Origin of the sequence: Streptomyces sp. NPDC048606, from assembly GCF_040650855.1 — a bacterium.
Taxonomy (GTDB): Bacteria; Actinomycetota; Actinomycetes; order Streptomycetales; family Streptomycetaceae; genus Streptomyces.
Window position 1 is genome coordinate 139,928 of record NZ_JBEZIB010000006.1, and the last position, 25,438, is coordinate 165,365.

Annotated in this window: 25 protein-coding genes and 1 tRNA gene; 15 read left to right on the plus strand and 11 right to left on the minus strand. The window is 72.7% G+C overall.

What is annotated here, in order from left to right; all coding sequences use genetic code 11:
- The first annotated feature begins 95 nt into the window (after nt 1-95).
- Genes AB0D01_RS08975 through AB0D01_RS08990 form a run of 4 tightly spaced genes read left to right on the plus strand, consistent with a single transcriptional unit; the run spans nt 96 to nt 5,224 of the window.
- Nucleotides 96-1,586, plus strand: coding sequence for an aspartate aminotransferase family protein (locus AB0D01_RS08975; protein ID WP_363054407.1), 1,491 nt, complete (start codon nt 96-98; stop codon nt 1,584-1,586).
- Nucleotides 1,570-2,871, plus strand: a complete 1,302-nt coding sequence (locus tag AB0D01_RS08980) for a SidA/IucD/PvdA family monooxygenase (RefSeq protein WP_363054408.1) — start codon at nt 1,570-1,572, stop codon at nt 2,869-2,871. Before AB0D01_RS08975 ends, AB0D01_RS08980 begins: the two co-directional genes overlap by 17 nt.
- A complete protein-coding gene (locus AB0D01_RS08985) occupies nt 2,868-3,446 on the plus strand; it encodes a GNAT family N-acetyltransferase (RefSeq protein WP_363054409.1) in 579 nt (192 codons plus the stop codon). The genes AB0D01_RS08980 and AB0D01_RS08985 overlap by 4 nt, the downstream gene beginning before the upstream one ends.
- Nucleotides 3,443-5,224, plus strand: a complete 1,782-nt coding sequence (locus AB0D01_RS08990; RefSeq protein ID WP_363054411.1) for an IucA/IucC family siderophore biosynthesis protein — start codon at nt 3,443-3,445, stop codon at nt 5,222-5,224. Before AB0D01_RS08985 ends, AB0D01_RS08990 begins: the two co-directional genes overlap by 4 nt.
- A 147-nt stretch (nt 5,225-5,371) precedes the next feature.
- Here AB0D01_RS08990 and AB0D01_RS08995 read toward each other — a convergent pair whose 3' ends face one another.
- Nucleotides 5,372-6,961: a beta-N-acetylhexosaminidase gene (locus AB0D01_RS08995; protein WP_363054412.1), complete on the minus strand. Its 1,590-nt coding sequence runs from the start codon at nt 6,959-6,961 to the stop codon at nt 5,372-5,374.
- 64 nt (nt 6,962-7,025) lie between these two features.
- Here AB0D01_RS08995 and AB0D01_RS09000 point away from each other — a divergent pair, with 64 nt between their 5' ends.
- The 3 genes from AB0D01_RS09000 (at nt 7,026) to glmS (ending at nt 10,188) form a co-directional block, all read left to right on the plus strand.
- Nucleotides 7,026-7,934, plus strand: a complete 909-nt coding sequence (locus AB0D01_RS09000) for a DUF4429 domain-containing protein (RefSeq protein WP_363054413.1) — start codon at nt 7,026-7,028, stop codon at nt 7,932-7,934.
- A gap of 107 nt (nt 7,935-8,041) precedes the next feature.
- The gene (locus AB0D01_RS09005; protein ID WP_030008735.1) at nt 8,042-8,317 is read left to right on the plus strand and encodes a hypothetical protein; all 276 of its coding nucleotides are present in this window, start codon (nt 8,042-8,044) and stop codon (nt 8,315-8,317) included.
- A gap of 53 nt (nt 8,318-8,370) precedes the next feature.
- On the plus strand, nt 8,371-10,188 hold the full coding sequence (gene glmS, locus AB0D01_RS09010; RefSeq protein WP_363054414.1) for a glutamine--fructose-6-phosphate transaminase (isomerizing): 1,818 nt from the start codon (nt 8,371-8,373) through the stop codon (nt 10,186-10,188).
- A gap of 123 nt (nt 10,189-10,311) precedes the next feature.
- Here the strand turns inward: glmS and AB0D01_RS09015 are convergent, their stop codons facing one another.
- Together AB0D01_RS09015 and AB0D01_RS09020 are read right to left on the minus strand one after the other, a co-directional pair.
- Nucleotides 10,312-10,881 carry an acetate uptake transporter gene (locus tag AB0D01_RS09015; RefSeq protein WP_363054415.1) on the minus strand — a complete coding sequence of 190 codons (570 nt, stop codon included), beginning with the start codon at nt 10,879-10,881 and terminating at the stop codon, nt 10,312-10,314.
- A 97-nt stretch (nt 10,882-10,978) separates the two neighbouring features.
- On the minus strand, nt 10,979-11,509 hold the full coding sequence (locus tag AB0D01_RS09020; RefSeq protein ID WP_363054416.1) for a universal stress protein: 531 nt from the start codon (nt 11,507-11,509) through the stop codon (nt 10,979-10,981).
- Between the two features lie 555 nt (nt 11,510-12,064).
- Here AB0D01_RS09020 and AB0D01_RS09025 point away from each other — a divergent pair.
- From AB0D01_RS09025 to AB0D01_RS09040, 4 genes are all read left to right on the plus strand, one after another.
- Nucleotides 12,065-12,343 (plus strand): hypothetical protein, encoded by a 279-nt coding sequence (locus AB0D01_RS09025; RefSeq protein WP_363054417.1) that lies wholly within the window; start codon nt 12,065-12,067, stop codon nt 12,341-12,343.
- Nucleotides 12,344-12,719: 376 nt separating this feature from the next.
- Nucleotides 12,720-13,892 carry a helix-turn-helix domain-containing protein gene (locus AB0D01_RS09030; protein WP_363054418.1) on the plus strand — a complete coding sequence of 391 codons (1,173 nt, stop codon included), beginning with the start codon at nt 12,720-12,722 and terminating at the stop codon, nt 13,890-13,892.
- Nucleotides 13,893-13,976: 84 nt separating this feature from the next.
- Nucleotides 13,977-14,579, plus strand: a complete 603-nt coding sequence (gene orn / locus AB0D01_RS09035; protein ID WP_363054419.1) for an oligoribonuclease — start codon at nt 13,977-13,979, stop codon at nt 14,577-14,579.
- A gap of 95 nt (nt 14,580-14,674) precedes the next feature.
- Nucleotides 14,675-14,747 (plus strand) — tRNA-His (locus tag AB0D01_RS09040).
- Between the two features lie 104 nt (nt 14,748-14,851).
- Here the strand turns inward: AB0D01_RS09040 and AB0D01_RS09045 are convergent.
- A complete protein-coding gene (locus tag AB0D01_RS09045) occupies nt 14,852-15,913 on the minus strand; it encodes a LacI family DNA-binding transcriptional regulator (RefSeq protein ID WP_363054420.1) in 1,062 nt (353 codons plus the stop codon).
- Nucleotides 15,914-16,050: 137 nt separating this feature from the next.
- On the opposite strand from AB0D01_RS09045, the gene AB0D01_RS09050 reads away from it, so the two are divergent.
- Together AB0D01_RS09050 and AB0D01_RS09055 are read left to right on the plus strand one after the other, a co-directional pair.
- Nucleotides 16,051-16,548 carry a MarR family transcriptional regulator gene (locus AB0D01_RS09050; RefSeq protein ID WP_363054421.1) on the plus strand — a complete coding sequence of 166 codons (498 nt, stop codon included), beginning with the start codon at nt 16,051-16,053 and terminating at the stop codon, nt 16,546-16,548.
- A 101-nt stretch (nt 16,549-16,649) separates the two neighbouring features.
- Entirely contained in the window at nt 16,650-17,903 is a 1,254-nt protein-coding gene (locus tag AB0D01_RS09055; RefSeq protein WP_363054422.1) for an MFS transporter, read from the plus strand.
- A gap of 22 nt (nt 17,904-17,925) precedes the next feature.
- Here the strand turns inward: AB0D01_RS09055 and AB0D01_RS09060 are convergent, their stop codons facing one another.
- From AB0D01_RS09060 to AB0D01_RS09075, 4 genes are all read right to left on the minus strand, one after another.
- Entirely contained in the window at nt 17,926-18,609 is a 684-nt protein-coding gene (locus tag AB0D01_RS09060) for a disulfide bond formation protein B (RefSeq protein WP_363054423.1), read from the minus strand.
- 11 nt (nt 18,610-18,620) lie between these two features.
- Nucleotides 18,621-18,785, minus strand: coding sequence for a DUF5993 family protein (locus AB0D01_RS09065; protein WP_363054424.1), 165 nt, complete (start codon nt 18,783-18,785; stop codon nt 18,621-18,623).
- Nucleotides 18,786-18,962: 177 nt separating this feature from the next.
- Nucleotides 18,963-20,363, minus strand: a complete 1,401-nt coding sequence (locus tag AB0D01_RS09070) for a HAMP domain-containing sensor histidine kinase (RefSeq protein ID WP_363054425.1) — start codon at nt 20,361-20,363, stop codon at nt 18,963-18,965.
- 37 nt (nt 20,364-20,400) lie between these two features.
- The gene (locus AB0D01_RS09075; RefSeq protein WP_363054426.1) at nt 20,401-21,087 is read right to left on the minus strand and encodes a response regulator transcription factor; all 687 of its coding nucleotides are present in this window, start codon (nt 21,085-21,087) and stop codon (nt 20,401-20,403) included.
- A 78-nt stretch (nt 21,088-21,165) separates the two neighbouring features.
- Here AB0D01_RS09075 and AB0D01_RS09080 point away from each other — a divergent pair, with 78 nt between their 5' ends.
- Nucleotides 21,166-21,741, plus strand: coding sequence for a hypothetical protein (locus AB0D01_RS09080; protein WP_363054427.1), 576 nt, complete (start codon nt 21,166-21,168; stop codon nt 21,739-21,741).
- 45 nt (nt 21,742-21,786) lie between these two features.
- On the opposite strand, the gene AB0D01_RS09085 is transcribed toward AB0D01_RS09080, so the two are convergent.
- The gene (locus AB0D01_RS09085) at nt 21,787-22,596 is read right to left on the minus strand and encodes a fused MFS/spermidine synthase (protein ID WP_363054538.1); all 810 of its coding nucleotides are present in this window, start codon (nt 22,594-22,596) and stop codon (nt 21,787-21,789) included.
- Between the two features lie 105 nt (nt 22,597-22,701).
- Nucleotides 22,702-23,118: a hypothetical protein gene (locus AB0D01_RS09090; RefSeq protein WP_363054428.1), complete on the minus strand. Its 417-nt coding sequence runs from the start codon at nt 23,116-23,118 to the stop codon at nt 22,702-22,704.
- A 272-nt stretch (nt 23,119-23,390) separates the two neighbouring features.
- On the opposite strand from AB0D01_RS09090, the gene AB0D01_RS09095 reads away from it, so the two are divergent.
- Nucleotides 23,391-24,740: a tetratricopeptide repeat protein gene (locus AB0D01_RS09095; RefSeq protein WP_363054429.1), complete on the plus strand. Its 1,350-nt coding sequence runs from the start codon at nt 23,391-23,393 to the stop codon at nt 24,738-24,740.
- Nucleotides 24,741-24,797: 57 nt separating this feature from the next.
- Here the strand turns inward: AB0D01_RS09095 and AB0D01_RS09100 are convergent, their stop codons facing one another.
- Entirely contained in the window at nt 24,798-25,394 is a 597-nt protein-coding gene (locus tag AB0D01_RS09100) for a histidine phosphatase family protein (RefSeq protein ID WP_363054430.1), read from the minus strand.
- Nucleotides 25,395-25,438: the final 44 nt, after the last annotated feature.

Below are 25,438 nucleotides of genomic sequence, written 5' to 3' on the forward strand. Positions count from 1 at the left end.
GGTCGGGGCCCTTCTGCATTTGGTTTGACGATTAGGTTAGGCTAACCTAATCGTCGCACCCCACACCCCTTCTGCCCCTGCCCGGAGGAAAGTTGATGCGCCAGCATCTGCTGAACGAGACGACCGCGGATCTCTACCGTCGTTCTGTCACCGAGGGCGTCGACCGCGTCGCCGCCAAACTCGCCACCACGGAACGGCCCCACACCGGGATATCCGTCGACGAGCTCGCTCCGGTCATCAACGGGATCGACCTCGACGCCCCGCTGGGCGACGCCTCCGCCGCGCTCGCCGAGCTGGAGGACGTCTACCTGCGCGACGCCGTCTACTTCCACCACCCGCGCTACCTGGGCCACCTCAACTGCCCGGTGGTCATCCCCGCGGTGGTCGGCGAGGCCGTCCTGTCGGCCGTCAACTCCTCCCTCGACACCTGGGACCAGTCCATCGGCGGCACGCTCATCGAGCGCCGCCTGATCGAGTGGACCGCCGGCCGCATCGGCTTCGGCGAGGGCGCGGACGGCATCTTCACCTCCGGTGGCAGCCAGTCCAACTTCCACGCGCTGCTGCTGGCCCGCGACGAGGCCTGCCGCATCGTCATGCAGCGGGCCCAGGAGGTCGGCATCGGCCTGACCAAGGCCGAACTGCTGCCGAAGCTGCGCATCTTCACCTCCGAGGCCAGCCACTTCAGCGTGAAGAAGTCGGCCGCCATGCTGGGCCTGGGGTACGAGGCCGTCATCTCCGTGCCCGTCGACCGCAACCGCCGCATGGACACCTCCGTCCTCGCGCTGGAGCTGGAGAACTGCGCCTCCGAGGGCCTCTTCCCGATGGCCGTCGTCGCCACCGCCGGCACCACCGACTTCGGGTCCATCGACCCGCTCCCCGAGATCGCCCGCCTGACGGCCGAGCACTCCGCGTGGATGCACGTGGACGCCGCCTACGGCTGCGGCCTGCTGATCTCCCCCACCCGCCGGCACCTCCTCGACGGCATCGAGCAGGCGAACTCGGTCACGGTCGACTACCACAAGTCGTTCTTCCAGCCCGTCAGCTCCAGCGCCATGCTGGTCCGCGACCGCGACACCCTCAAGCACGCCACGTACCACGCGGATTACCTCAACCCGCGTCGCATGGCCGAGGAGCGCATCCCCAACCAGGTCGACAAGTCCATCCAGACCACGCGCCGCTTCGACGCCCTCAAGCTCTGGATGACCCTGCGCGTCATGGGCGCCGACGGCCTCGGCTCCCTCTTCGACCAGGTCGTCGACCTGGCCGCCGCCGGCTGGGAGGTCATCGACGCCGACCCGCGCTTCGAGGTCGTCGTCAAGCCGCAGATCTCCACCCTCGTCTTCCGCTACCTGCCCGGCGAGGAGGTCCCCGCCGACCACCTCGACGAGGCCCAGCTGCACGCCCGCAAGGCGCTGTTCGCCTCCGGTGAGGCCGTCGTCGCCGGCACCAAGGTGGACGGCAGGCAGTACCTGAAGTTCACCCTCCTCAACCCGCAGACCACGACGGCCGACATCGCTGCCGTCCTCGACCTCCTCGCCGCACACGCCGAGCAGTTCCTGGGAGAATCCCTTGCCGTCCACCACTGAGCCCCACGACTTCATCGGTATCGGCCTCGGTCCCTTCAACCTGGGACTCGCCTGCCTCACCGCGCCGATCGACGAGCTGAGCGGTCTGTTCATCGAGTCGAAGCCGCACTTCGAGTGGCACGCGGGGATGTTCCTGGACGGCGCGCACCTCCAGACGCCGTTCATGTCGGACCTGGTCACCCTCGCGGACCCGACCTCGCCCTTCTCCTTCCTGAACTACCTGAAGGACAAGGACCGGCTGTACTCGTTCTACATCCGCGAGAACTTCTACCCGCTGCGCGCCGAGTACAACGACTACTGCCGCTGGGCCGCCGACCGCCTCGACAACGTCCTGTACTCGACCTCCGTCACCGAGGTCACCTACGACGAGGCCGCCGGCCTGTACGAGGTCCACACCGACAAGGGCGACACCCACCGCGCCCGCCGCCTGGTCCTGGGCACCGGCACCTCGCCCCACGTCCCGGGGGCCTGCGCGGGCCTGGGCGGCGACTTCCTGCACAACTCGGCCTACGTACCCAACAAGGCGGAGCTCCAGAAGAAGAAGTCGATCACCCTGATCGGCTCCGGTCAGAGCGCGGCGGAGATCTACTACGACCTCCTCGCCGAGATCGACGTCCACGGCTACCAGCTGAACTGGGTCACCCGCTCCCCGCGCTTCTTCCCGCTGGAGTACACCAAGCTGACGCTGGAGATGACCTCCCCGGAGTACGTGGACTACTTCCACGCCCTCCCCGAGGACACCCGCTACCGGCTGGAGACCCAGCAGAAGAACCTCTTCAAGGGCATCGACGGCGACCTGATCAACGCCATCTTCGACCTGCTCTACCAGAAGAAGATCGACATGCCGGGCCCCGTCCCGACCACCCTGCTGACCAACACCTCGCTGAACAGCACGGCGTACGACACCACCACGGGCACCTACACCCTGGGGCTGCGCCAGGAGGAGCAGGAGCGGGACTTCTCCCTCACCACCGAGGGCCTGGTCCTGGCCACCGGCTACAAGTACGTCGTCCCGGACTTCCTGGCCCCGGTGCGCGAGCGGCTCAACTTCGACGGCCGCGGCCGCCTCGACGCCGCCCGCAACTACAGCGTGGACACCACCGGCCGCGGGGTCTACCTCCAGAACGGCACGACCCACAACCACTCCCTGACCTCCCCCGACCTGGGCATGGCCGCGTACCGCAACGCGTACATCGTCGGAGAGCTGCTCGGCCGCGAGTACTACAAGGTCGAGAAGTCCATCGCGTTCCAGCAGTTCTCCGCCCCGGAAGGCACGCACGTATGAGCACCACCGCCGAAGTCCTCTTCACCCGCGTCGACGCGGTCCTGGGCAGCTTCGAGATCCGCCCGCTGGACCCCTTCTCCGACGCGGAGCTCCTCCACGGCTGGGTCACCCATCCCAAGGCCTCGTTCTGGATGATGCAGGACGCCTCGCTCACCGAGGTGGAACGCGAGTACGTGCGCATCACCACGCACGAGCACCACCAGGCCTTCATCGGCCTGCACGAGGGCCGCCCGGCCTTCCTGATGGAGAGCTACGACCCGGCGCACCTGGAGCTGGTGGGCCTCTACGACGCCCAGCCCGGCGACGTCGGCATGCACTTCCTCGTCGCCCCCACCGAGAACCCCATCAGCGGCTTCACCCGCGCCGTGATCACGACGGTGATGGCCGCCCTCTTCGCCGACCCCGCCAACCGGCGCGTCGTCGTCGAGCCCGACGTCGGCAACAAGGCCGTCCACGCCCTGAACGAGGCCGTCGGCTTCGTCCCCGAGCGCGAGGTCCAGAAGCCCGAGAAGGTCGCCCTCCTCAGCTTCTGCACCCGCGAGCAGTTCGAGGCCACCCAGCGGGAGTCGATATGAGCCTGTCCGACGCCATCTCCCACCTCTCCCCCGAGCTGTGGGACCGCGCCAACCGCGCCCTGGTCCGCAAGGCCCTCGCGGAGTTCTCCCACGAGCGCCTGCTGACCCCCGAGCCCCTCGGCGGGGACCGCTACCGCGTCCCGACCGACGACGGCGACGTCGAGTACCGCTTCACGGCCGTCCTGCACTCCCTGGACCACTGGGCGGTCGAGGAGTCCTCGATCACCCGGCTGCGCGCCGGCGAGGAGCTGCCGCTGGACGCCATCGACTTCCACATCGAGCTCCAGCGCGCCCTGGGCCTGAGCGCGGAGGTCCTGCCCGTCTACCTGGAGGAGATCTCCTCCACCCTGGCGGGCTCGGGCTACAAGTACACGAAGCCGCAGGTCTCCTCCGCGGTCCTCGCGAAGTCCTCCTTCCAGGACATCGAGACGGGCATGACCGAGGGCCACCCCTGCTTCGTCGCCAACAACGGCCGGCTCGGCTTCGGCGTGCACGAGTACCTCTCGTACGCCCCCGAGACGGCGAGCCCGGTGCACCTGGTGTGGGTCGCGGCCCACAAGGACGTCTCCACCTTCACGGCCGGCGCCGGCCTGGACCACGACTCGTTCATGCGCGACGAGCTGGGCGAGGCCGCCGTCGCGGGCTTCGGCGCCAAGCTGTCCGGCCTGGGCCTGGACCCGGCCGAGTACCACTTCCTGCCGATCCACCCCTGGCAGTGGTGGAACAAGACCACGGTCACCTTCGCGGCCGAGATCGCCAATCGCCGCCTGGTGCTGCTCGGCGAGGGCGAGGACGCGTACCTGGCCCAGCAGTCGATCCGTACCTTCTTCAACACCACGACGCCGACGAAGCACTACGTGAAGACCGCCATCTCGGTCCTCAACATGGGCTTCATGCGCGGCCTGTCGGCGGCGTACATGGAGGCCACCCCGGCGATCAACGACTGGCTGCACCAGCTGATCGAGTCGGACGAGGTCCTGAAGTCGGTGGACTTCTCGATCATCCGCGAGCGCGCGGCGATCGGCTACCACCACCGTCAGTACGAGCGGGCCACGGACCGCTACTCGCCGTACCGCAAGATGCTGGCCGCCCTGTGGCGCGAGTCCCCGGTCAACGGGCTCGCGGAGGGCGAGCGCCTCGCCACGATGGCCTCCTTCCTGCACGTGGACTCCGAGGGCCGGTCCTTCGTGGGCGCGCTGATCGAGGAGTCCGGCCTGACGCCGGAGCAGTGGCTGAAGCCGTACCTGCGGGCGTACCTCCTGCCGCTGCTGCACTGCTTCTACCAGTACGACCTCGCGTACATGCCGCACGGCGAGAACACCATCCTGGTCATCAAGGACGGCGTCGTGCAGCGGGCGATCTTCAAGGACATCGCCGAGGAGATCGTGGTCATGGACCCGGACGCGGTCCTGCCGCCGGCCGTGGAGCGCGTGCGGGCCGACATCCCGGAGGACATGAAGCTCCTGTCCGTCTTCACGGACGTCTTCGACTGCTTCTTCCGCTTCCTGGGCTCGATCCTGGCGACGGAGGGCATCTGCGAGGAGGAGACCTTCTGGCGCGCGGTCGCCGACTGCGCCCACGAGTACCAGGACTCCATGCCGGCCCTGGAGGAGCGCTTCGCCCGCTACGACCTCTTCGCGCAGGAGTTCCAGCTGTCCTGCCTCAACCGGCTCCAGCTGCGCAACAACAAGCAGATGGTCGACCTCGCCGACCCGGCGGCGGCCCTCCAGCTGATCGGCACCCTCAAGAACCCCGTCGCGGCCTTCGCCCGACGGTGACCGCGGGACGGGCGCGGATCCTCGAATACGGTCCCTCGGGACCGCGCCCGTCCCCACCGCGCGCCGGCGCGTCCGCGAAGCCCTGACGGCCCTCTTCGCGGACGCGCCGCGTGCGTTCGGCCCCGACCCCACCGGTCGGGGCCCTTCTCACTCCCAGGGCACGTCCGGGGCGCGGAAGTAGGCGATGTCCTGCGCGTCCAGGCGGGGGCCCTGGGCGGCCAGACGGGCGCGGTAGGTGTCCCAGCCCAGGGCGGCGGGCGGGGACCAGCCCAGTTCGGCCAGGCCCAGGACGCGGGGGAAGGCCATCAGTTCCCAGTCGGCGCGCGTGGCGATCGTCTCCGTCCACAGCGGGGCCTCCACGCCGAGCACCGCCGATTCGGGGACGTCGGGCAGGTGGCGGCCCGGGTCCCAGGAGTAGCCGCGCCGCACCGGTACGTATCCCGCCCAGGCCAGGCCCGGCTTGGTGGTCGCGTCGTACTTCATGTCGAGGTAGGCCCGGTCGGCCGGGGACAGGATCACCAGGTGGCCCGCCTTCGCCGCCGTCGCCACGGCCGCCTTCTCGGCGGCGCCCGTCTTGTCGTGGCCCCAGTACTGGAGCACGGCGCCCGGCGCCGGGGAGGCGTTCGCGAGCTGGTGCCAGGCCACCACCGTCTTGCCGTGCCGGGCGACGATCGCCTGGGCCCGGTCCATGAAGGCCCGGTAGTCCGCCTCCGGGGTGGAGTGCGCCTCGTCGCCCCCGATGTGCAGGTACCTGCCCGGGGTGAGCTCGGCGAGTTCGCCGAGGACCTCGTCGACGAACTCGTACGTCCGCTCCTTGCCCACGCACAGCGAGCTGAAGCCGACCTTGATGCCGGTGTAGCGCTCGCGCGCCTTGCCGTCGCAGTTCAGTTCCGCGTAGGAGGCCTGGGCGGCGTTCACGTGGCCCGGCATGTCGATCTCCGGGATCACCTCCACGTAGCGCTGCGCCGCGTACGCGACCAGCTCCCGGTACTCCTCCTTGGTCCAGTGCCCCCCGGGGCCGCCGCCGACCTCGCTCCCGCCGCCGTGTTCGGCGAGCCGCGGCCAGGAGTCGATCCACAGCCGCCAGCCCTGGTCGTCGGTCAGGTGCAGGTGCAGCTTGTTGATCTTGTACTGGGCGAGCTGGTCCACGTACCGCTTGACCTGCTCGACCGGGAAGAAGTGCCGGGCCACGTCGATCATCGCGCCCCGGTACGCGAAGCGCGGCACGTCCGTGACGGTACCGCCGGGCACCTGCCCCGTCCCCCGCACCGGCAGCAGCTGGCGCAGCGTCTGGCCCCCGCGGAAGAGGCCGGCCGGGGTGCGGGCGGTGAGGGTGACCCCGGAGGCGGTGGTCCGCAGGCGGTAGCCCTCCTCGCCCAGCTCCCGCGCCCCCTGGTCGATCAGGAGCCGGATCCCGTCCCCGTCCTCGCCGTCGACCACGGGCAGCGGCAGTCCGCTCGGTCCGCGCAGCTGTTCCGCGAGCAGTTCGCCGACCTGGCGCACCTCCTCCGGGGCGCGCCGGCCGGTACGGATCACCGTGCCCGCGCCGAAGTCCCAGCCGGCGCCCTCGGCCCGCGCGGAGGCGGGCGCGGGCAGGATCCGTTCGTAGGGGGCGAGGGCCGCGGGCCGCCGGTCGCCCGGTCTGGCGTCGTCGCCGCGGGCGGGGGCGCAGGAGACGGAGGTGCCGAGGGCTCCGAGGGCGAGGAGGGTGCCGAGCGCGCGTCGCAGGACTCTCATGCGCTCAGGTATAGGCCAACCGGCCCTCCTGCCGCGACGGGTGGGCCGATGGGAGAATCCCTCAATGGCGGAAATCATCCAGAAGGACGGTACGTGGACCTTCGACGGGGACACGGTGCGCATCGTGCCCGGTCGCGACAAGGGGGTCGGAGCGCTGCGGCAGACGCTCGGTGAAGTGGCCGTTCCGCTGCGGGCGATCGGGGGCATCAGCCATGAACCGGGGCGCAAGGCGGGCCGGTTGCGGCTGAGGCTGCGCGACGGCGCGTGCCCGCTCCTCCAGGTGACCGCCGGGCGGTTGCCGGAGGCCTCGGACCCGTACCGGTTGACGGTGGACAACGACCGCACGGGGGTGGCGGAGTACTTCGTGGACGAGGTCCGCAACGCCCTGCTGCTCGACCGGATCGACCCGGGGCCGGCGCACGGCTACCTGCTGCCCGGCCCGTCGGTGCCGCTGACGGTGAGCGCGGGGGATGGCACGGCGGAGTTCGACGGGGACCGGATCACGCTGAACTGGAGCTGGACGGCGGAGGAGGCCAAGACCGCCTCCGGTCCGCGTTCCTTCCGGGTGGCCGAGCTGGGCGGGGTGCAGTGGTTCCCCGCGCGGGGTCTGGAGAACGGTTGGCTGCGCTTCAGCCTGGCGGGGGCCCCGCAGCCCGGTCCGCCCAAGTACGACCCGTACACGGTGGAGCTCTTCGGGCTGCGCAAGGACCCGGTGATGGCGCTGGTCGCGGCGGCCGTGGCCGTACGGATGCCCCACCCGACGCCCGCCACGCCCCACCCGACGCCCGCCGCGCCCCTCCCCGCGTCCGCCCCGACCCCCCTGGAGCGGTCGGGTCCGGCCCTCGCCGGCGAGGCGGCGGACCACGACACGCTGCTGCGGCGGCTGCGGGAGCTGGGCGAGCTGCGTCAGGGCGGCATCCTCACCGAGGCGGAGTTCAGCGCGGCGAAGGCGGCGATTCTGGGTCGTTTCTGACCCTCCCCGTCCGGAATTTCCCATTCCTCTGGTCCAGACCAGCGAGATCCTGCCCGAAATCGGGCAGGATCTTTGCGTTCCTCCCCTTCGGCCGTCACTATCTACAGGTGCTCGATCGCCGCCCGTCGCATGACGACCTCGTCGACCACCTGGTGCGCAGCACCGCGCTCCAGCGCGGGGAGGCCGCCCGGGTGGTGCTCGACGTGCTGGCGTACTTCGACGAGACGACCGAGGAGTTCGTCCGCCGTCGCCACCGCGAGCTCCAGTCCGGTGGCGCCGTCAACGCGGAGATCTTCGAACGGATCGCGGCCGAACTGCCGCACCGCGCCGTGGCACCCCCGGAACTCTCGCTCCGCCAGCTGCGCCGCATCGTCTACGGCTGAGCCGGTCGCGGGAACCGGGCACACGAACCGAACTTCAGGAGGGGCTCAACCGTATGTGCGGAATCGTCGGTTACATCGGCAAGCGTGACGTGGCACCGCTGCTGCTCGAAGGCCTGGCACGACTGGAATACCGCGGCTACGACTCCGCGGGCATCGTCGTCAACAGCCCGAAGGCCGCCGCGCTGAAGATGGTCAAGGCGAAGGGTCGCGTCCGCGACCTGGAGGCCCGCGTCCCCAAGCGCTTCGCCGGCACCACCGGCATCGCCCACACCCGCTGGGCCACCCACGGCGCCCCGAGCGACGTCAACTCGCACCCGCACCTGGACCCCGACAACAAGGTCGCCGTCGTCCACAACGGCATCGTCGACAACGCCTCCGAGCTGCGCGCCAAGCTGGAGGCCGAGGGCGTCGTCTTCGCGTCCGAGACCGACACCGAGGTGATCACCCACCTGATCGCCCGCTCGCAGGCCGACAGCCTGGAGGAGAAGGTCCGCGAGGCGCTCAAGGTCATCGAGGGCACCTACGGCATCGCCGTCATGCACGCCGACTTCGCCGACCGCATCGTCGTCGCCCGCAACGGCTCCCCGGTCATCCTCGGCATCGGCGAGAAGGAGATGCTCGTCGCCTCCGACGTCGCCGCGCTGATCGCCCACACCCGCCAGGTCGTGACCCTCAACGACGGCGAGATGGCCACCCTCAAGGCCGACGACTTCCGCACCTACACCACCAGCGGTACGACGACCACCGCCACCCCGGAGACCGTGGAGTGGGAGGCCGCCTCCTACGACATGGGCGGTCACGACACGTACATGCACAAGGAGATCTCCGAGCAGCCCGACGCGGTCGACCGCGTGCTGCGCGGCCGGATCGACGACCGCTTCAACACCGTCCACCTGGGCGGCCTGAACCTCGACCCGCGCGAGGCCCGCGGCATCCGCCGGGTCAAGATCCTGGGCTGCGGCACCTCCTACCACGCGGGCCTGATCGGCGCCGGGCTCATCGAGAGCATGGCCCGCATCCCCGCCGACGCCGAGCCGGCCTCCGAGTTCCGCTACCGCAACCCGGTCGTGGACCCGGACACCCTCTACATCGCGGTCTCCCAGTCCGGTGAGACCTACGACGTGCTCGCGGCGGTCCAGGAGCTCAAGCGCAAGGGCGCCCGCGTCCTCGGCGTGGTCAACGTGGTCGGCTCCGCCATCGCCCGCGAGGCCGACGGCGGCGTGTACGTGCACGCCGGCCCCGAGGTCTGCGTCGTGTCCACCAAGTGCTTCACCAACACGGTGGTGGCCTTCGCCCTCCTCGCCGTACACCTCGGCCGCATCCGCGACCTGTCGGTCACCGACGGCAAGCGGATCATCGAGGGCCTGCGCCGACTGCCGTCGCAGATCCAGGAGATCCTGGAGGGCGAGGACGAGATCAAGCGGCTCGCGGCCGAGTACGCCGAGGCCAAGTCGATGATGTTCATCGGCCGGGTGCGCGGCTACCCCGTGGCCCTGGAGGCCTCCCTCAAGCTGAAGGAGATCTCCTACATCCACGCCGAGGCCTACCCGGCCTCCGAGCTCAAGCACGGCCCGCTGGCCCTCATCGAGCCGGCGATGCCGACGGTCGCGATCGTCCCGGACGACGACCTGCTGGAGAAGAACCGCGCCGCGCTGGAGGAGATCAAGGCCCGCAGCGGCCGGATCCTCGCCGTCGCCCACCGGGAGCAGGAGAAGGCCGACCACACCATCCTCGTGCCCAAGAACGAGGACGAGCTGGACCCGATCCTGATGGGCATCCCGCTCCAGCTGCTGGCCTACCACACCGCCCTGGCCCTGGGCCGGGACATCGACAAGCCGCGCAACCTGGCGAAGTCCGTGACCGTCGAGTAGGTCGCGTCACCGCCGAGCGGGTCGCACGGTTCGAGCGCGTCTCGCGCTCCGACGCCGGTACGCGCACCCGAACGTGACGAAGGCCCCCGGGGAGGATTCCCCGGGGGCCTTCGCCGTGACGCCTCACCCCGCGGCGACCGCGCCGCGACCCGAGGCCTTGCCGAGCGCCATCGGCCAGTGGGCCAGGGCCGCGGTGGCCCCGTACCAGGCGAGCAGGCCGGACACGGCCGCGACCCAGCCGCCGACCTTGGCCAGCGCGGAGCTGTCCGCGAACGCGGCTATCGCCAGCAGCACCAGGGAGAGGGTGAGCAGGGCGTAGACGCCCTGGCCGAACAGACCGCTCGCGGCGGCGACCGTGAGGGTCAGCGCGAGCATCGCGAAGAGGACCAGAAACGTTCCGGCGGCGTCAGCGGAGGCCGCCCCGCCCGCGCCCTTGGCCCAGGTGAACCAGAAGACGCCCAGGCCCGCGAAGGCGGTGCCGTTGAATCCGTTGCCGCCGCGGTACTCGACGAGTCCGAGGAGGAAGAGGGCCGCGCCGCCGACGTACATGGCGAGTGACACGGAGTCGGCGGCGGTGACACCGTTCAGGATGCCGGTGTGGCCGATACCGAACGCGAGAAGGGTGAGACCCAGGGCGATGTTCCCGAGGGTCGAAGTCGAGGCCGTGCTTCCCGCAGAGACACCATTGTCCACGGCGGGCTCCCTTCGATCTGCAGTTGTTTGCTGCGTCCCAGCAGCACTTATTTACCCTTTACATGGGTTCACAACCGCACAACCGACCTACAGAGGGTCACGGAATGACAACAACGGGTCGCTGCGCCCGCTTGGCGAGCCGACCCGCGACCGACCCGAAGATCCGGCCCACGATCCCGTGCGTGGAACCGACCACGATGGCGTCCGCCGAATACTCCCGGCCGACCTCCTCCAGCTCGTGGCAGATGTCCCCGCCCCGCTCGACGAGGATCCACGGCACCTCGGAGAGGTAGTCCGCGCACGCCAGCTCCAGCCCCAGCACCTCGGTGCGGTGGTCGGGGACGTCGACGAAGACGGGCGGCTCGCAGCCGGCCCAGACCGTGGTGGGGAGCCGGTTGGCGACATGCACGATGATCAGACCGGAACCGGAGCGCCGGGCCATCCCGATGGCATACGCGAGGGCTCTCTCACTGGACGTGGAGCCGTCGAAGCCCACCACCACACCGTGCCGGAAGGCCGGGTCGCAGGGGAGGCGTGTCTGTTCCACCGCGCGCAGGTCGCTCGATGCGGAATCGGCGAGGGGTTTGCGCTTGCGGTCCGCGGGTTCGGAGAATTCGTGACCGGCCATGGGTGTCTCGGCGAAGGATCCTCGGGGAAGCGACGGGCGATTTCGGCGGTGCGGGGCGGTGCGGGCGGGTGCTGCGGGTGGGCGACGACGCCGACTTTGGCGACGCAGCGTGACCAAGCTCTGTCCGGGAAACATCTTCCCAAGCCTTTACCCACCAGGGTACGGCGACACTCCTGTCCTGCACAGGGCATGTCGCCCTAGGAGAGCGTCCCAGGGAGCATGCCGGAGCGAGGGCTCCTTGGCAATGACGACTGTCCCCTACAGCCAGTGACGAGAGGACCCGGCGCCACCCGTGCGCGCAGTGACCGAGCCCCGCGCCGGGGCGTTGGACATGCGTCCGACCGTCCAGGAAGAGCCCGCAGGGAGTACGCCGTGCCCGGCCATCCGGTTCACCCCGTCCAACCCGTCCAGCCCGTTCCGCCGACGCAGTCCCGCCCCTCCCCCCGCCCTCCCCACCCCTCCGCTTTCCCCTCCTCCTTCACCTCCTCGCGCCACCCATCGGTTCACCCGTCCGGGCAGCACCCGGGACGCCCCCAGGACGACGCCGCGGATGACGTGGTCCGTTGGGCCGCCTTCAGCTGCCTGCTGGTCCCGGTGGTCCTGGTCGTCTACGGGACCTCCTACGGCGGCGCCGCCGTCGCCACCCTCGGGCTCGCCGCCGTGACGGCCGCCTGCCGGATCCTGCTGCGCCACTCCGAGAAGACGCAGCGGGCCGCGGCCCGGGTGTTCGCGGAGGACTCCCCGCCGACCGGACACCGTGGCCGACACTCGCGCAGCGGTTCCGGTTCGCACCGCGGCTGCCACGGCCCCGGCGGGCTCTCCCCGCACGACTGACCGGTTCGCACGTACACACCCGGTTGTTTTCAGCCAACTTCCGGACCGGGTGCCCCCCTTGCCGGAATGTCCCCCCAACCCCCCTACCATCAGCGACGACAGGGTCAGGGGGGTGCCGCGACCCCATGGGTACAGGCCATGGCCGGAGCGCACGCTTCCCACTCGGGTAGCGGAGTGGAACGCTTCCTGATCGAATGCTTTTCGCCAAGTTGCCAAGTCGACATAGCGCTGCGTGCTGAACTTGTCACGCCGACACCACGGGACGCAGTAGATTCGATCATGTATTTACGGCGGGGGATCCACGTGCAAGGCCGAGGGGAAACGTGCAGGTGCGACCAGACCAAGGAGTCGCGACACCCAAGGGGGGCTTAGCGCCATGAGCCAGGATTCCACCGCCGTCGTCGCGGACGCGGGCCGGAAGCTCGCGGGGCGTCGCCGCAGGGAGATCGTCGCCGTGCTGCTGTTCAGCGGCGGGCCGATCTTCGAGAGTTCCATTCCGTTGTCCGTGTTCGGCATCGACCGGCAGGACGCGGGCGTTCCGCGCTATCGACTGCTCGTGTGCGCCGGGGAGGACGGTCCGCTGCGGACCACCGGCGGACTCGAACTGACCGCGCCATACGGGTTGGAGGCGATCGCCCGGGCAGGCACGGTCGTCGTGCCGGCCTGGCGCTCCATCACTTCACCGCCGCCGCCGGAGGCGCTCGACGCACTGCGTCTGGCGCACGAGGAGGGGGCCCGGATCGTCGGCCTGTGCACGGGAGCCTTCGTGCTCGCCGCCGCCGGGCTGCTCGACGGCCGGCCCGCGACGACGCACTGGATGTACGCGCCGACGCTGGCCAAGCGGTACCCGTCCGTCCACGTCGACCCGCGCGAGCTGTTCGTCGACGACGGTGACGTCCTGACGTCCGCGGGCACCGCGGCCGGAATCGACCTGTGCCTGCACATCGTGCGCACGGACCACGGCAGCGAGGCGGCAGGGGCACTGGCCCGCCGACTCGTCGTCCCGCCGCGCCGCACGGGTGGCCAGGAACGCTACCTCGACCGGTCGCTGCCCGAGGAGATCGGCGCCGACCCGCTGGCCGAGGTCGTCGCCTGGGCGCTGGAGCACCTCCACGAGCAGTTCGACGTGGAGACGCTGGCCGCCCGCGCCTACATGAGCCGACGCACCTTCGACCGGAGGTTCCGCTCGCTCACCGGCAGCGCGCCGCTCCAGTGGCTGATCACCCAGCGGGTGCTCCAGGCGCAGCGGCTGCTGGAGACCTCCGACTACTCGGTCGACGAGGTCGCCGGGCGCTGCGGGTTCCGTTCGCCCGTCGCACTGCGCGGACACTTCCGGCGGCAGCTGGGGTCCTCCCCGGCCGCCTACCGCTCCGCCTACCGGGCGCGCCGGCCGCAGGCCGACGTCTCCCCGGTGTCGGAGCTCTCGGGTACGCCGCTTCCGCACCAGCGCACCCCGCAGCCCCAGCGCGCGGCGGCGGCCCTGGCCGCCTCCGGTCCGAGCGTGACGGAGCTGTACGCCCCCAACCGGGTGCTGCGCGAGCACGCGTAGCCACCCCCGCGGGCACTGTCCCGACCGGGTCCCCCACATCGGCCGAGCACCGATGTGGGGGACCTTCGGCATAAGGTGGGGCGCATGAACGATCGCATGGTGTGGATCGACTGCGAGATGACCGGGCTCTCGTTGACGGACGACGCACTTATCGAGGTGGCCGCACTGGTCACCGACTCGGAGCTCAACGTGCTCGGCGAAGGCGTGGACATCGTGATCCGCCCGCCGGACGCGGCCCTGGAGAACATGCCGGACGTGGTGCGCGAGATGCACACCTCCTCCGGGCTGCTGGACGAACTGGCTGGCGGCACCACCCTGGCCGACGCCGAGGCGCAGGTCCTGGCGTACGTGCGGGAGCACGTGAAGGAGCCCCGGAAGGCGCCGCTGTGCGGCAACTCCGTCGGCACCGATCGCGGCTTCCTGCTGCGGGACATGGGCGCGCTGGAGAGCTACCTGCACTACCGGATCGTGGACGTGTCCTCGGTGAAGGAGCTCGCGCGCCGCTGGTACCCCCGCGCGTACTTCAACAGCCCGCCCAAGAACGGCAACCACCGGGCGCTCGCGGACATCAAGGAGTCCATCGCCGAGCTGCGCTACTACCGCGAGGCGGTCTTCGTCCCGCAGCCCGGACCGGACTCGGACACCGCGCGCGCCATCGCCGCCAAGCACGTCGTGGCCGGCGAGTAGCACCCACCGGAGAGGGGTGCCGGAAAAGGAGGGAGCGAGCACCCCTCCGGACCCTGTACCCTTTTCTTCGGCCGGTCGTTCAGCGACCGGACATGGTGGGTGTAGCTCAGCTGGTAGAGCACCTGGTTGTGGTCCAGGTGGCCGCGGGTTCAAGTCCCGTCACTCACCCTGTGGGAAGGCCCCGATACGCGAAGGCGGATCGGGGCCTTCCGCGTTTCGTGCGTCCCTTCCCGCACCGCACCCGCACCGTGCCCACCCGCGACCGCCTCGGGCTACGAGGACTCCCGAACGATCAGTCGCGTCGGCAGGAGCAGTGTCCGCTCCGGGCGGCGGTCCTCCCCCGCCGGCTCGGCGGAGATCAGCTCCAGCAGCATCCGCGTCACGGCCCGGCCCAGCTCCGCCGCGGGACGCCGGACGCTGGTCAGCGGGGGCTCCAGGAAGGGAGCCACGGGCGAATCCCCGAAGCCGACGAGTGCCACGTCACCCGGTATTCGACGACCGGCCGCGCGCAGCTCCCGCCCGGCGCCGGCCGCCATCAGGTCGGACGCGGCGAAGACGGCGTCCAGCCCGGGTCTGCGCTCCAACAGCTCGCGCATGGCCCGGCGGCCCCCCGCCTCGGAACACTCCGCGACGGCGATCAACCGCTCGTCCACTCCGCGCCCCGCGCCCTCCAGGGCCTGCCGGTAGCCTCCGAGCCGGCACCGGGGGGCGTACGCCTCGGGCGCCCCCGTCAGCGCGGCTATCGCCCGCCGGCCCCGCCGCAGGAGGTGGCCCACCGCCGCGGCCGCGCCCCCGCGCTCGTCAAACCCCACGCTCGGCAGGGTCTCCCGCTCCTGGCGGCGCCCGGCCAACACCACCGGCACCCCCAGCTCCGCCACCAGCTCCGGCAACGGGTCGCCCGCGCGCGCCGACAGCAGCAACACCCCGTCGACCCGGCGCGCGGACAGGTACCGCAGCAGCCGGGCGCGCTCCCGCTCCTCGCCCGCGAAGGTCAGCACGAGCTGGAGGTCCCGCTCGGCGAGGGTCGCACCGACCCCGTGCACGAGGGCGGAGAGGGCGAGGTCGACGTCCGGGTCCAGGTGGGGCGCGGAGCGGGGGACGACCAGCGCTATCGCGTCCGCCCGGCCACCGGCCAGCGCACGGGCCGCCCGATGGGGCACGTATCCCAACTCGGCGACCGCGGCCTCGACGGCGGCGCGGGTGCCGGAGCTGACCTTGCCCGAGCCGTTGACCACCCGGGAGACGGTGCCGCGCCCGACCCCGGCCCGTCGCGCGACCTCTTCCAGGGTCGGCGCCTTACCGCCGTGCGTGCGAACCCGCTCCTGACCCTTCATGGCTTCCTCCCGTGGCTGTGAATCTACTCCTGGATCGACCGGGCCCCTCGGCTACAGTGCCGAGCGACTCCACGACGCAGATTCCGCTCCACGCAACCTCTGCGCCACACAGACAAATCTCTGGCAGGGAGAAGCCGATGTCAAAGGATTCCACCCGTGCGGGTGAATGGAGCCGCGCCGAACTCCTCGCGCGCATCCTCATCGAGGACCGCCGCCGCCACGCCGACCAGGGGCGTCTCGACGAGGCCATGGCCGACCACGTCGGGCTGCACCCCACCGACCTCCAGTGCGTGGCCCTCCTCGACCTGGAGCCCGGCCCGGTCTCCACCGGTGACGTCGCCCGCCTGACCGGCCTGACGTCCGGCTCCGCCACCCGCCTCGTGGACCGGCTCGTCAAGGCCGGCGTCGTCACGCGGCAGGCCGACCCCGACGACCGGCGCCGTTCCCTCGTCGTCCTCGCGCCCGCCGCGCGCGAGCGGTTCACCGCCGCCTGGGAGGCCCCCGGCCGGGCCTTCGGGGCCGTGCTGGAGCGCTACGGCGACGCGGAACTCGCCGTCATCGCCGACTACCTCCACCGCAGCGCCGAGGTCGGCCGGGAGCAGGCGCGACGACTCCGCGCCGGCGAGGACGCCTGAGCACTGCCGAGGGAGGGGTTCCGCCACTACCCTCCCGGGCAACGGGCAACGACGCGCGCCGGAGACACGGGAGGGTCGGCGTGCGGCTGGAGGTTGCCCCCATGCCCCGACCCACCGCCCGCGCCGCCGCGGGCTCCCGTACCGCTCCCGCCCCCGCGGGCCTGCGCGGCGTCCTCGCGCTCGGCGGCCCCTCGCTGCCCCTGCTCGGGTTCCTCGCGCGCCTGCCCGCCGCCCTGTGCCCCATCGGCACCCTGCTGCTCGTCAACTCCCGCGAGGGCATCGGCCGGGCGGGAGCCGTAGCCGCCGCCCTCTGGCTCGGCCAGGCCCTCGGCGGCCCGGTCATCGGCCGGCTCGCGGACCGGCGCGGACACCGGCCCGTGCTCCTGACCGCCTGCGGGGCGAACGCCGCCGCCCTGGCCGGCCTCCTCGCCGTGATCCTGGCCGGGCTGGAGCCCGCCGCCCCGGTCGGGCTCGCCGTGGTGGCCGGGCTGACCGTGCCGCAGGTGGGACCGCTGGCGCGGGCCCGCTGGGCGCGGTTGGCCGGGGAGGACAAGGCCCTGCTGGGCTCGGCGCTCTCCCTGGACACCACCCTCGACGAGGTCGGGTTCGTGGTGGGGCCCGCGCTGGCCGGGATCCTCGCCGTGACCGTCCACCCCGCCTCGGCGCTGGTGCTGGCGGCGGTGCTGATCCTGGTGGCGGGCACCCTGTTCGCCCTCCACCCGAGCGCGCCCGGGCCGCTCGCGCGCGGGGGTGCGCGGGGCGGCGTACGGCTGTGGTCTCCGGGGCTGGCCCTGCTGTGCGCGCTGGCCGTGCTCCAGGGCGCGGCGTGGAGCGGCGCCAACACGGGGGTCAACGCGCTGGCGGAGTCCGTGGGCGAGCCCGGCGCGGCCGGACCGGTGTGGGCGGCCATGGCGGTGACCAGCTCGGTCGCCGGGCTCGTGACGGTGGCCCGGCCGGGTCGCGCGGGTCCGGTCGTACGGTTGCGCCTGAGCATCGGGATCCAGGCGCTGCTGGCGTTGTCGCTGCTCGCCGTGGGCGGGCTGTGGGGGGCGGCCGCCGCCGTCGCCGCGATCGGACTGGCCGTGGCCCCGCACCTGATCGCCCTGTTCGCCCTGGTGGAACGCACCGGTCCGGCCGAGCGGGTGGCGGAGGCCATGACCGTCGTGGGCAGCGGGCTGATCATCGGCCAGGCGCTGGCGGCGGCCGTCGCCGGGCCGCTCGCGGCCGCCCACGGCCACCGGGCCGCGTTCGCCCTCGCCTGCGCCGCGGCCGTGGCGTCGGCGGTGACGGCCGCGGTGGCGGCCCGAGAGGGCCGCTTCGAGCCCCTGCGGGACCGGGTCCCGTCGTCGAAGTGACGGCGCCGCGCGACCGTCCGCGTCAGCCGCGCGGAGCGCCGCCGCCCGGGCGGGGGGCCGGGGGCTCGTCGAGGATCCCGACGTCGTAGAAGAACCGATAGCGCGTGGGATCGTCGGGCAGGAACCAGTGGAAGCCCTCCTGGAGGAAGACGGCCACCAGGTTGACGGCGATGACCAGCCCGAGGAAGCCGAGGGCGAAGGTCCCGACCGCCCGGTGCGGGCCCGGGGTACGGGCCGGGACGACCCGGTCGGCGGTCGTGTGGGCGAAGGCCAGGGCGATCCCGATCGCGACGACCGAGGCGGTGAAGAGGATCCACGCCCACACGTACAGGTGCAGGCCGAACACCTCGCTGCCGTACCCCTTGCTCCCGGGCAGGACGTGCAGCGTCGTCTGCCGCCACGCCGCGAAGGAGCCCGCCGTCACGGCGACCAGGGCCAGGCCCCAGCCCATCATGTAGTCCCGGCCCGTCACCACGCCCACGACGAGCGCGGAGCGGATGACGTGGGCCGCCCCGATCGCCGCCAGCAGCATGAACATGCGCTGCACGACGCACAGCGGGCAGGGGTACTCCCCCAGGCCGAACTGGTAGTACAGGCCGCCGCAGACGACGCCCGTCCAGCCGATGACGAACAGGCACGCGAACCAGTACTGGACCCGCCCCGACAGCCCGCCCTCCAGCGGGGTCTCGGGGACGAGGGTGCTCATCGCCGCCACGGTCAGTAGCTCAGGGTCAGGGCGAGGCCGCCGGTGATGTGGTGCGCCATCAGCAGGATGACGGCGATCAGCACGGCCCACCACGCGCCGAGCACCACCGTCCGGGAGGTCTCCCGGTACATGGCGATCAGCGTGGCGAGGAGCCCGCCGAAGATCAGGGTGTCCATGAGGCGGACCGTACCGACCCGCGCTCCCCCACCCCGCGCGGCACGCCCCACGGGTACGTCGGTTGCGCCGCCCACGCGCCGCCCACATGCCGCCCACGCGCCGCCGGCCCGTCGAGCGCCCGCCGCGCGCCTGCCGAGCCCCCGTCGCCGCGCGCCGTTCGCCCCGCCGACCTGCCCTCATCCCTCGGACGCGGCCCGGTCCGTACGCCGCCGCCCGCGCCGGGTCCGCCGCCCGGCCGCGCCCCGGCCGCCGGTGCGGGCCCGGTCGTCGAGGGCGATCCACAGCCGCACCTCGGTGCCGCCGAGTACGGAGCGCCCCAGGCGGACGTCGCCGCCCGTGGACTCAGCGACCCGCCGGACGATGTCCAGGCCGAGCCCCGTGGAGCCGTCCCGGGCCCCGTCGTTGCCGCGCCGCAGGGCCGCGTCGGGGTCGGCGATGCCCGGACCCGCGTCGGAGACCAGGACGATGACGGCGTCCCCGGCGTCGTGCACGTCCACCGCGAAGGGCGTGGCCTCGGGAGTGTGCCGGAAGACGTTGCCGAGGAGCGCGTCGAGGGCGGCGGCCAGCTCGGGGCGGGCCACGGGGACGCGTACGGTGCGGTCCACGCCGGCCAGGCGCACCTCGCGGCCCTCGTCCTCCGCCAGCGCGGACCAGAAGCCCATCCGGTCGCGGATCACCTCGGAGGCGTCGCAGCCCGCGCCGGCCGCCGTGGCGGCGGGGGCGCGCTGTTCCCGGGCGGTGCGGATGATCGTGTCGACCTCCCGCTCCAGTTGTTCGACCGCCGCCCGGGTGTGTTCGGCGGCCGGGCCGTCCCCGAGGGAGGCGGCGTTGAGCCGGAGCACGGTCAGGGGCGTGCGGAGGCGGTGCGAGAGGTCGGCGGCGAGTTCCCGCTCGTTGGCGAGGAGTTCCACGACCTGGTCGGCCATGGAGTTGAACGCGACGGCCGCCGAGCGGAGTTCCTTCGGCCCGGCCTCCGGCACCCGTGCGCCGAGCCGGCCCTCCCCCAGCTGGTGCGCGGCGTCCGCGAGCCGTTCGGCGGGCCGCACCAGGCGGGCACCGAGCCGGTCGGCGACGGCGACGGAGCCGACGACGAGGGCGATCCCGACCCCGGCCAGGACCAGCCAGGCGGTGGTGACGCCGTTGCTCACCTCGCTCTCCGGGACCAGGATCTCGATCACGGCGATGTCCCCGGAGCCGAGGGCGGTGGGTTGGAGCAGGGCCGATCCCCCGCCGGCCACCTTCGCGGTGCCGGCCCGGCCCAGGCGGCGGGTCTCCTGCACCGCGTGCGCGCCGGCCCAGCCGCCGCCGATGTCCACGGGCGGGGCGTCGCCGATGGCCGGTACGTGGACGGCCATCCGGCGGGCGGCGCCCGTCTGCGTGGATTCCACGGCCTTGCGCAGTTGGACCGGGTCGGTGGTGATGGAGAGCGTCGGGCTCATGGTGGCGGCCTGTCGTTCGGCGTTGGAGAAGGCCCGGTCCCGGGCCATCTCCTGCACCACCAGCCCCAGTGGTACCGCGAACGCCAGGACCACCATGGTCGTGACCGCCAGGCACACCTTGACCAGCGCCCACCTCACGGCGTCCCCCTCCCCGTCCCCCTCCCCGGGCCGCGCGTCACAGCGGCGGCTCCAGCTTGACCCCGACCCCGCGCAGGGTGTGCAGGTAGCGGGGGTTGGCGGCGGTCTCGCCGAGCTTGCGGCGCAGCCAGGACAGGTGCACGTCGATGGTCTGGTCGTCCCCGTACGACTGCTGCCAGACCTCGGCGAGCAGTTCGCGCCGGGCGACGACCACCCCGGGCCGGCCGGCGAGGAAGGTCAGCAGGTCGAACTCCCGGCGGGTCAGGTCGAGGACGGCCCCGTCCAGCTCGGCCTGCCGGCGCAGGGGGTCGATGGCGAGCCCGCCGACGCGCAGCACCCGCGAGGGGGGTTCGGCGGCAGCCGCCTGGGAGCGGCGCAGTACGGCGGCCATGCGGGCGGAGAGGTGCTCCACGGAGAAGGGTTTGGTCAGGTAGTCGTCGGCGCCGTCGTTGAGGAGGCGGACGATCTCGGCCTCGTCGTCGCGCGCGGTCGCGATGATGACGGGCACGTCGGTGATGCCGCGCAGCATCTTGAGCGCCTCGGAGCCGTCGAGGTCGGGCAGGCCGAGGTCCAGGATGACCACGTCGAAGCGGTGGTGGGCGACCTCGCGCAGGGCCTCCAGGGCCGTGCCGACGCTCCGCACGGTGTGGGAGGCCTCGGTCAGGTGCCGGATCAGGGCGGAACGTACGAACTGGTCGTCCTCGACCACGAGCACACTGGGCATGGCCGCACGGTAGTCCATTCGGGCGACCGGGCGGGGTGTCGGGCCGGGTCCGTTCCGGGTGGTGCAGTATGTCCCCTGATGCGACGAGGACTTGTACATGCCACGGCCTGGGTGCTGGCGACCGGTGCCGCCATGGCCCTGTCCTGGTGGGGCGTGCACACCGTCATGTCGGGAACGGCCTACGATCCTCCGCTCGCGGTTCCGCTCGCGAACCCGCCGCTGTCCTCCTCGACGCTGGGCTCGCGGGCTCCGTCGCCCGTGCCTTCCCCCGCCCCGCCGTCCGCGTCCGCCTCCCCGTCCGGTTCCCCCTCCGCTTCCGCGTCCGGCCCGTCGCAGGCGGCGCCGTCCGCCGGCGCCTCCGCCGCGAAGCCGTCCCCGAAGCAGGCCCCGCCGGGTCCGGGCCCCGGGTCGCGGCCGGAGGGCGGCGCCCAGGGGGAGGTGAAGGCCTACCCGGTCACGGGCGGCCGGGTGGTCTTCGACCTGGGGGCCTCCTCGGCCGAGCTGGTGTCGGCGACGCCGGACGCCGGCTGGCAGATGCAGGTGTGGAAACAGCCGTACTGGATCCGGGTGACCTTCTCCAGGGCGGGCCGGGAGATGTCGGTCTTCTGCACCTGGAACGGCCACCCGCCGCTGGTGGAGACCTACGAGGGCTGAAACCCGCACCCCGAGCGCCGGCGGAGCACCGTCAGCGGAACACCGTCAGCGGAACACCGACGGCGGCGGCTCCGGGGAGGCCACGGCGGAGGCGTCCGCGACGGGGGTCGCCCCGCCCGTGAAGTCCGCCAGCGCCCGGCCGTGTTCCACCCGGCCCGGGTGCGGGTCGCTCGCCACGCGGCGGGTGAACTCCGCCACCGGGAGCTCCCGGTCGGCGGCGACCAGCACCGCGTTGCCGAAACGTTTGCCCCGCCACACCACCGGGTCGGCGGCGACGGCCAGTTCGGCGAAGCGGGAGGCGGCGGTGGCGATCTGGCCGCGCAGGTGCGCCAGCGGCGGACCGTCCGCGAGGTTCGCGACGTACCAGCCGGTGGGCGCCAGGGCCCGGCGTACGTCGTCCAGGAACTCGGCGCTGGTCAGGTGGGCGGGCGTACGGGCCCCGCTGAACACGTCGGCGATGATCAGGTCGGCCCAGCCGTCGGGCACCTTGGCCAGCCCGGCCCGCGCGTCCACGGCCCGGACCCGGATCCGCGCCTGGGGGTCCAGCGGCAGGTGCTCGCGCACGAAGGCCACCAGGGCGCCGTCGATCTCCACGACCTGCTGCGTGGAGCGGGGCCGTGCGGCGGCCGTGTAGCGGGCCAGGGTGAAGGCGCCGCCGCCGAGGTGCACCACGTTCAGGGGCTGCCGGGCGGGTGCGACGAGGTCGATGAGGTGGCCGATGCGCCGCTGGTAGGCGAAGTCCAGCCGGCCGGGGTCGTCGAGGTCCACGTGCGACTGCGGGGCCCCGTCGATCGACAGGGTCCAGGCCCGGGGCCGCTCGCGGTCCGGGGTCAACTCCGCCAGACCACCGCCCACCTGCCCGCCGACGGGTTCCGCGCCACCGCGCGCCCCCCGCCCCTCGCCGCCGACTCTGCCGCCCTTGTTCTTCCCTGCCACGCCCCCATTATCGGCCGGCGCCCCTCAGCGGCAGTTGTCGGCCGCCTCGATCAGGCGGGCCGCCTCGCCGAGCGCCGCGCGCAGCACCTCCGGATCGGTGACCGGTCCCACCGCCTCGGGCGGCAGCAGCCAGCCCGTACAGCCGGCGGTGGGGGAGGCGAGGTCGCCGAAGCGCATGCCGCGTCCGTTGGTCTGCGTACAGGCACTGCCGGGCAGGTCCCAGGCGTCGGCGGTGCCGGGCGGGACGAGGAAGCCGAGGGTGGCGCCGGAACCGTCGTGGAGCACCGGGCCGACGCCGGGGGCGGTGTGGCCGGCGCCCCGCCGGATGATGTCGACGGCCTCCAGCCCCTGCCGGGCGGGGACGGTGACCAGGTCGGGGGCCTGAGCCGGGACCGGGGTCACGCCGGGCTCGGGCGCGGTGTTCGTTCCAATGCTGTCCATGCCGGCCTCCACCAAGGGGAACCCCTCCTCGATCCGTATCCGCATGGGTTCAACGCACGGGGGCGTCAACAGGTGCGGCGGCAAGACGCCGCAAAGGATGGCAGTTCATGGCGGATCGCGGGTGAGATATCCGTTTTGTAGCCAAACACCGTGTGGAGCCCTCTCCGGCGGCGGTACGTTTCGTGCGCGCCGGCGCCCCGCGCCGGAAGCGAAGCCGAGTACGGCCGGGGCAACCCGAGATCGCCCAGAGATCGCCCAGAGAGGCCACGTCCATGGCGGCGTCCCCCCACTCACCCAACTCCTCCTTCCGGCGACTGCGCGGTCGGCACTCGCCGGCCGAGTTCGCGGCCCTGGTGCGCAGGGCGGCCCGGGAGATCGGCGAAACGGTTTCCTGCGACGCCCGCTACATCGGCCGGGTCGAGTCGGGCGAGATCCGCTGCCCCAACTACGCCTACGAGCGGGTCTTCCTCCACATGTTCCCCGGCCGCACCCTGACCGACCTCGGCTTCGCCCCGCGCGAGGCCGTACGCGGCCGCTCCGGCCGGCGGGCGGTGTCCGCGCCGCCCGCGGCCGACGCCCCCGCCCCGTACGTCCGCTCCCTCCCCTCCCCCCACCGTTCCAAGGAGAGCGACGTGCTGCGTCGCGCGTTCATGGCGGGCGGATCCGCGACCGTGGCGGCCGCGACGCTCAGCCTCACCCTGCTCGGCGACGCCCGCCGGCTTCCGTCCCGGGCCGGCGAGGCCGAGGCCGCCGCCGTCGAGGACGCCGTCCGCCAGATCCGGCTGCTGGACGACCGGCACGGCGCCGACGCCCTCTACCGGCGGGCGGCCCAACCGCTGCGCACCGCCTACGCGCTGCTCGACGCGGGAGCCACCCGACAGTCGACGGAGGACCGGCTGCACGCGGGGGCCGGCGAGCTGGCCGTCTCGGTGGGCTGGCTCGCGCACGATTCGGGCCGGTACGAGGACGCCCGCTCCCACTACTCCGAGGCCCTGGCCACCGCCCGGGTGGCGGGCGACGCGGGCCTGGAGGCGCACGCCTTCAGCAACATGGCCTTCCTGGCCCGGGACTGCGGGCGTCCGCGCGAGTCGGTACGGGCGGCCCAGGCGGGCCGGCGGGCGGCGCGCGCGCTGGGCTCGCCCCGGCTGCTGGCGCTGCTGGCGCTGCGGGAGGCGGGCGGCTGGGCGGGGCTGGGCGACCGCAAGGCCTGCGAGGAGGCGCTGGCGCGGGCGCACACCGAGTTCTCGCGGGGCCCCTCGACCGCCGACCCGGAGTGGATGTCCTTCTTCGGCGAGGCCGAACTGGAGTCGCTGGAGTCCCGCTGCTGGGCGGCCCTCGGGGAACACGCCCGCGCGGCCCGGCACGCCCGCCGCGCGGCCGACCTCCAGGAACCGCACTTCGCGCGGAACGTGGCGCTCTACACCGCCGAGCTGGCCGACGACCTGGCCCGGGCGGGGGCGCCCGACGAGGCCGCCTGGGCGGGGGGCCGGGTGCTGGACCTGCTCACCGAGGTCCGCTCGACGCGGATCCGGTCGATGCTGAACGAGACGGCCCGCGTCCTGGTCCCGCACCAGCGTTCCCCGCGCGTGGGCGCCTTCCTGACCCGGCACGCGCAGGCCTGACCCGGCGCCGCGGCGCGCGGGCCCGGGCGACGGGGCGGGCGGCCGGGCGGCCGGGGTTCAGCCCTCCAGGTGGCCCGTGTCGTTCCAGCGCTCCAGCGCGGGGGCGCCGTAGGCCCATCCGAGGACCGACAGGGAGGTGGGGTCGAGGCGGATGCGCGCGCCGAAGGAGGCCTCGAAGCCGAGCCAGCGCGCGGCGAGGGTGCGCAGGATGTGACCGTGCGCGAAGACCAGCACGTCCCGCTCGGCCGAGCGCGCCCAGGCGACCACCTCGTCCGCGCGCGCCGCGACGTCGGCGACGGACTCGCCGCCGGGGACGCCGTCGCGCCAGATCAGCCAGCCGGGTCGGACGGCCTGGATCTCGGCGGGGGTCATGCCCTCGTAGTCGCCGTAGTCCCACTCCATGAGCGTGTCCCAGGCGTCGGCCTGGGCGCCGAAGCCGGCGAGGTCGCAGCTCTCGCTCGCGCGGACCAGGGGGCTGGTGCGCACCTCCAGGCCGCGCAGGCTCGCCCACGGGTCCCGGGCGAGGCGCTCGCCGAGCTGCTTGGCGCCGAGCCTGCCCTCCTCCAGCAGCGGCACGTCCGTGCGTCCGGTGTGCTTGCCGAGCTTCGACCAGGCCGTCTGACCGTGGCGGGCGAGGAGGATGCGGGGGGCCATGGATGTTTCTCCCGGTCCGTAGGGGTTCGCGCGACTATCGGGCG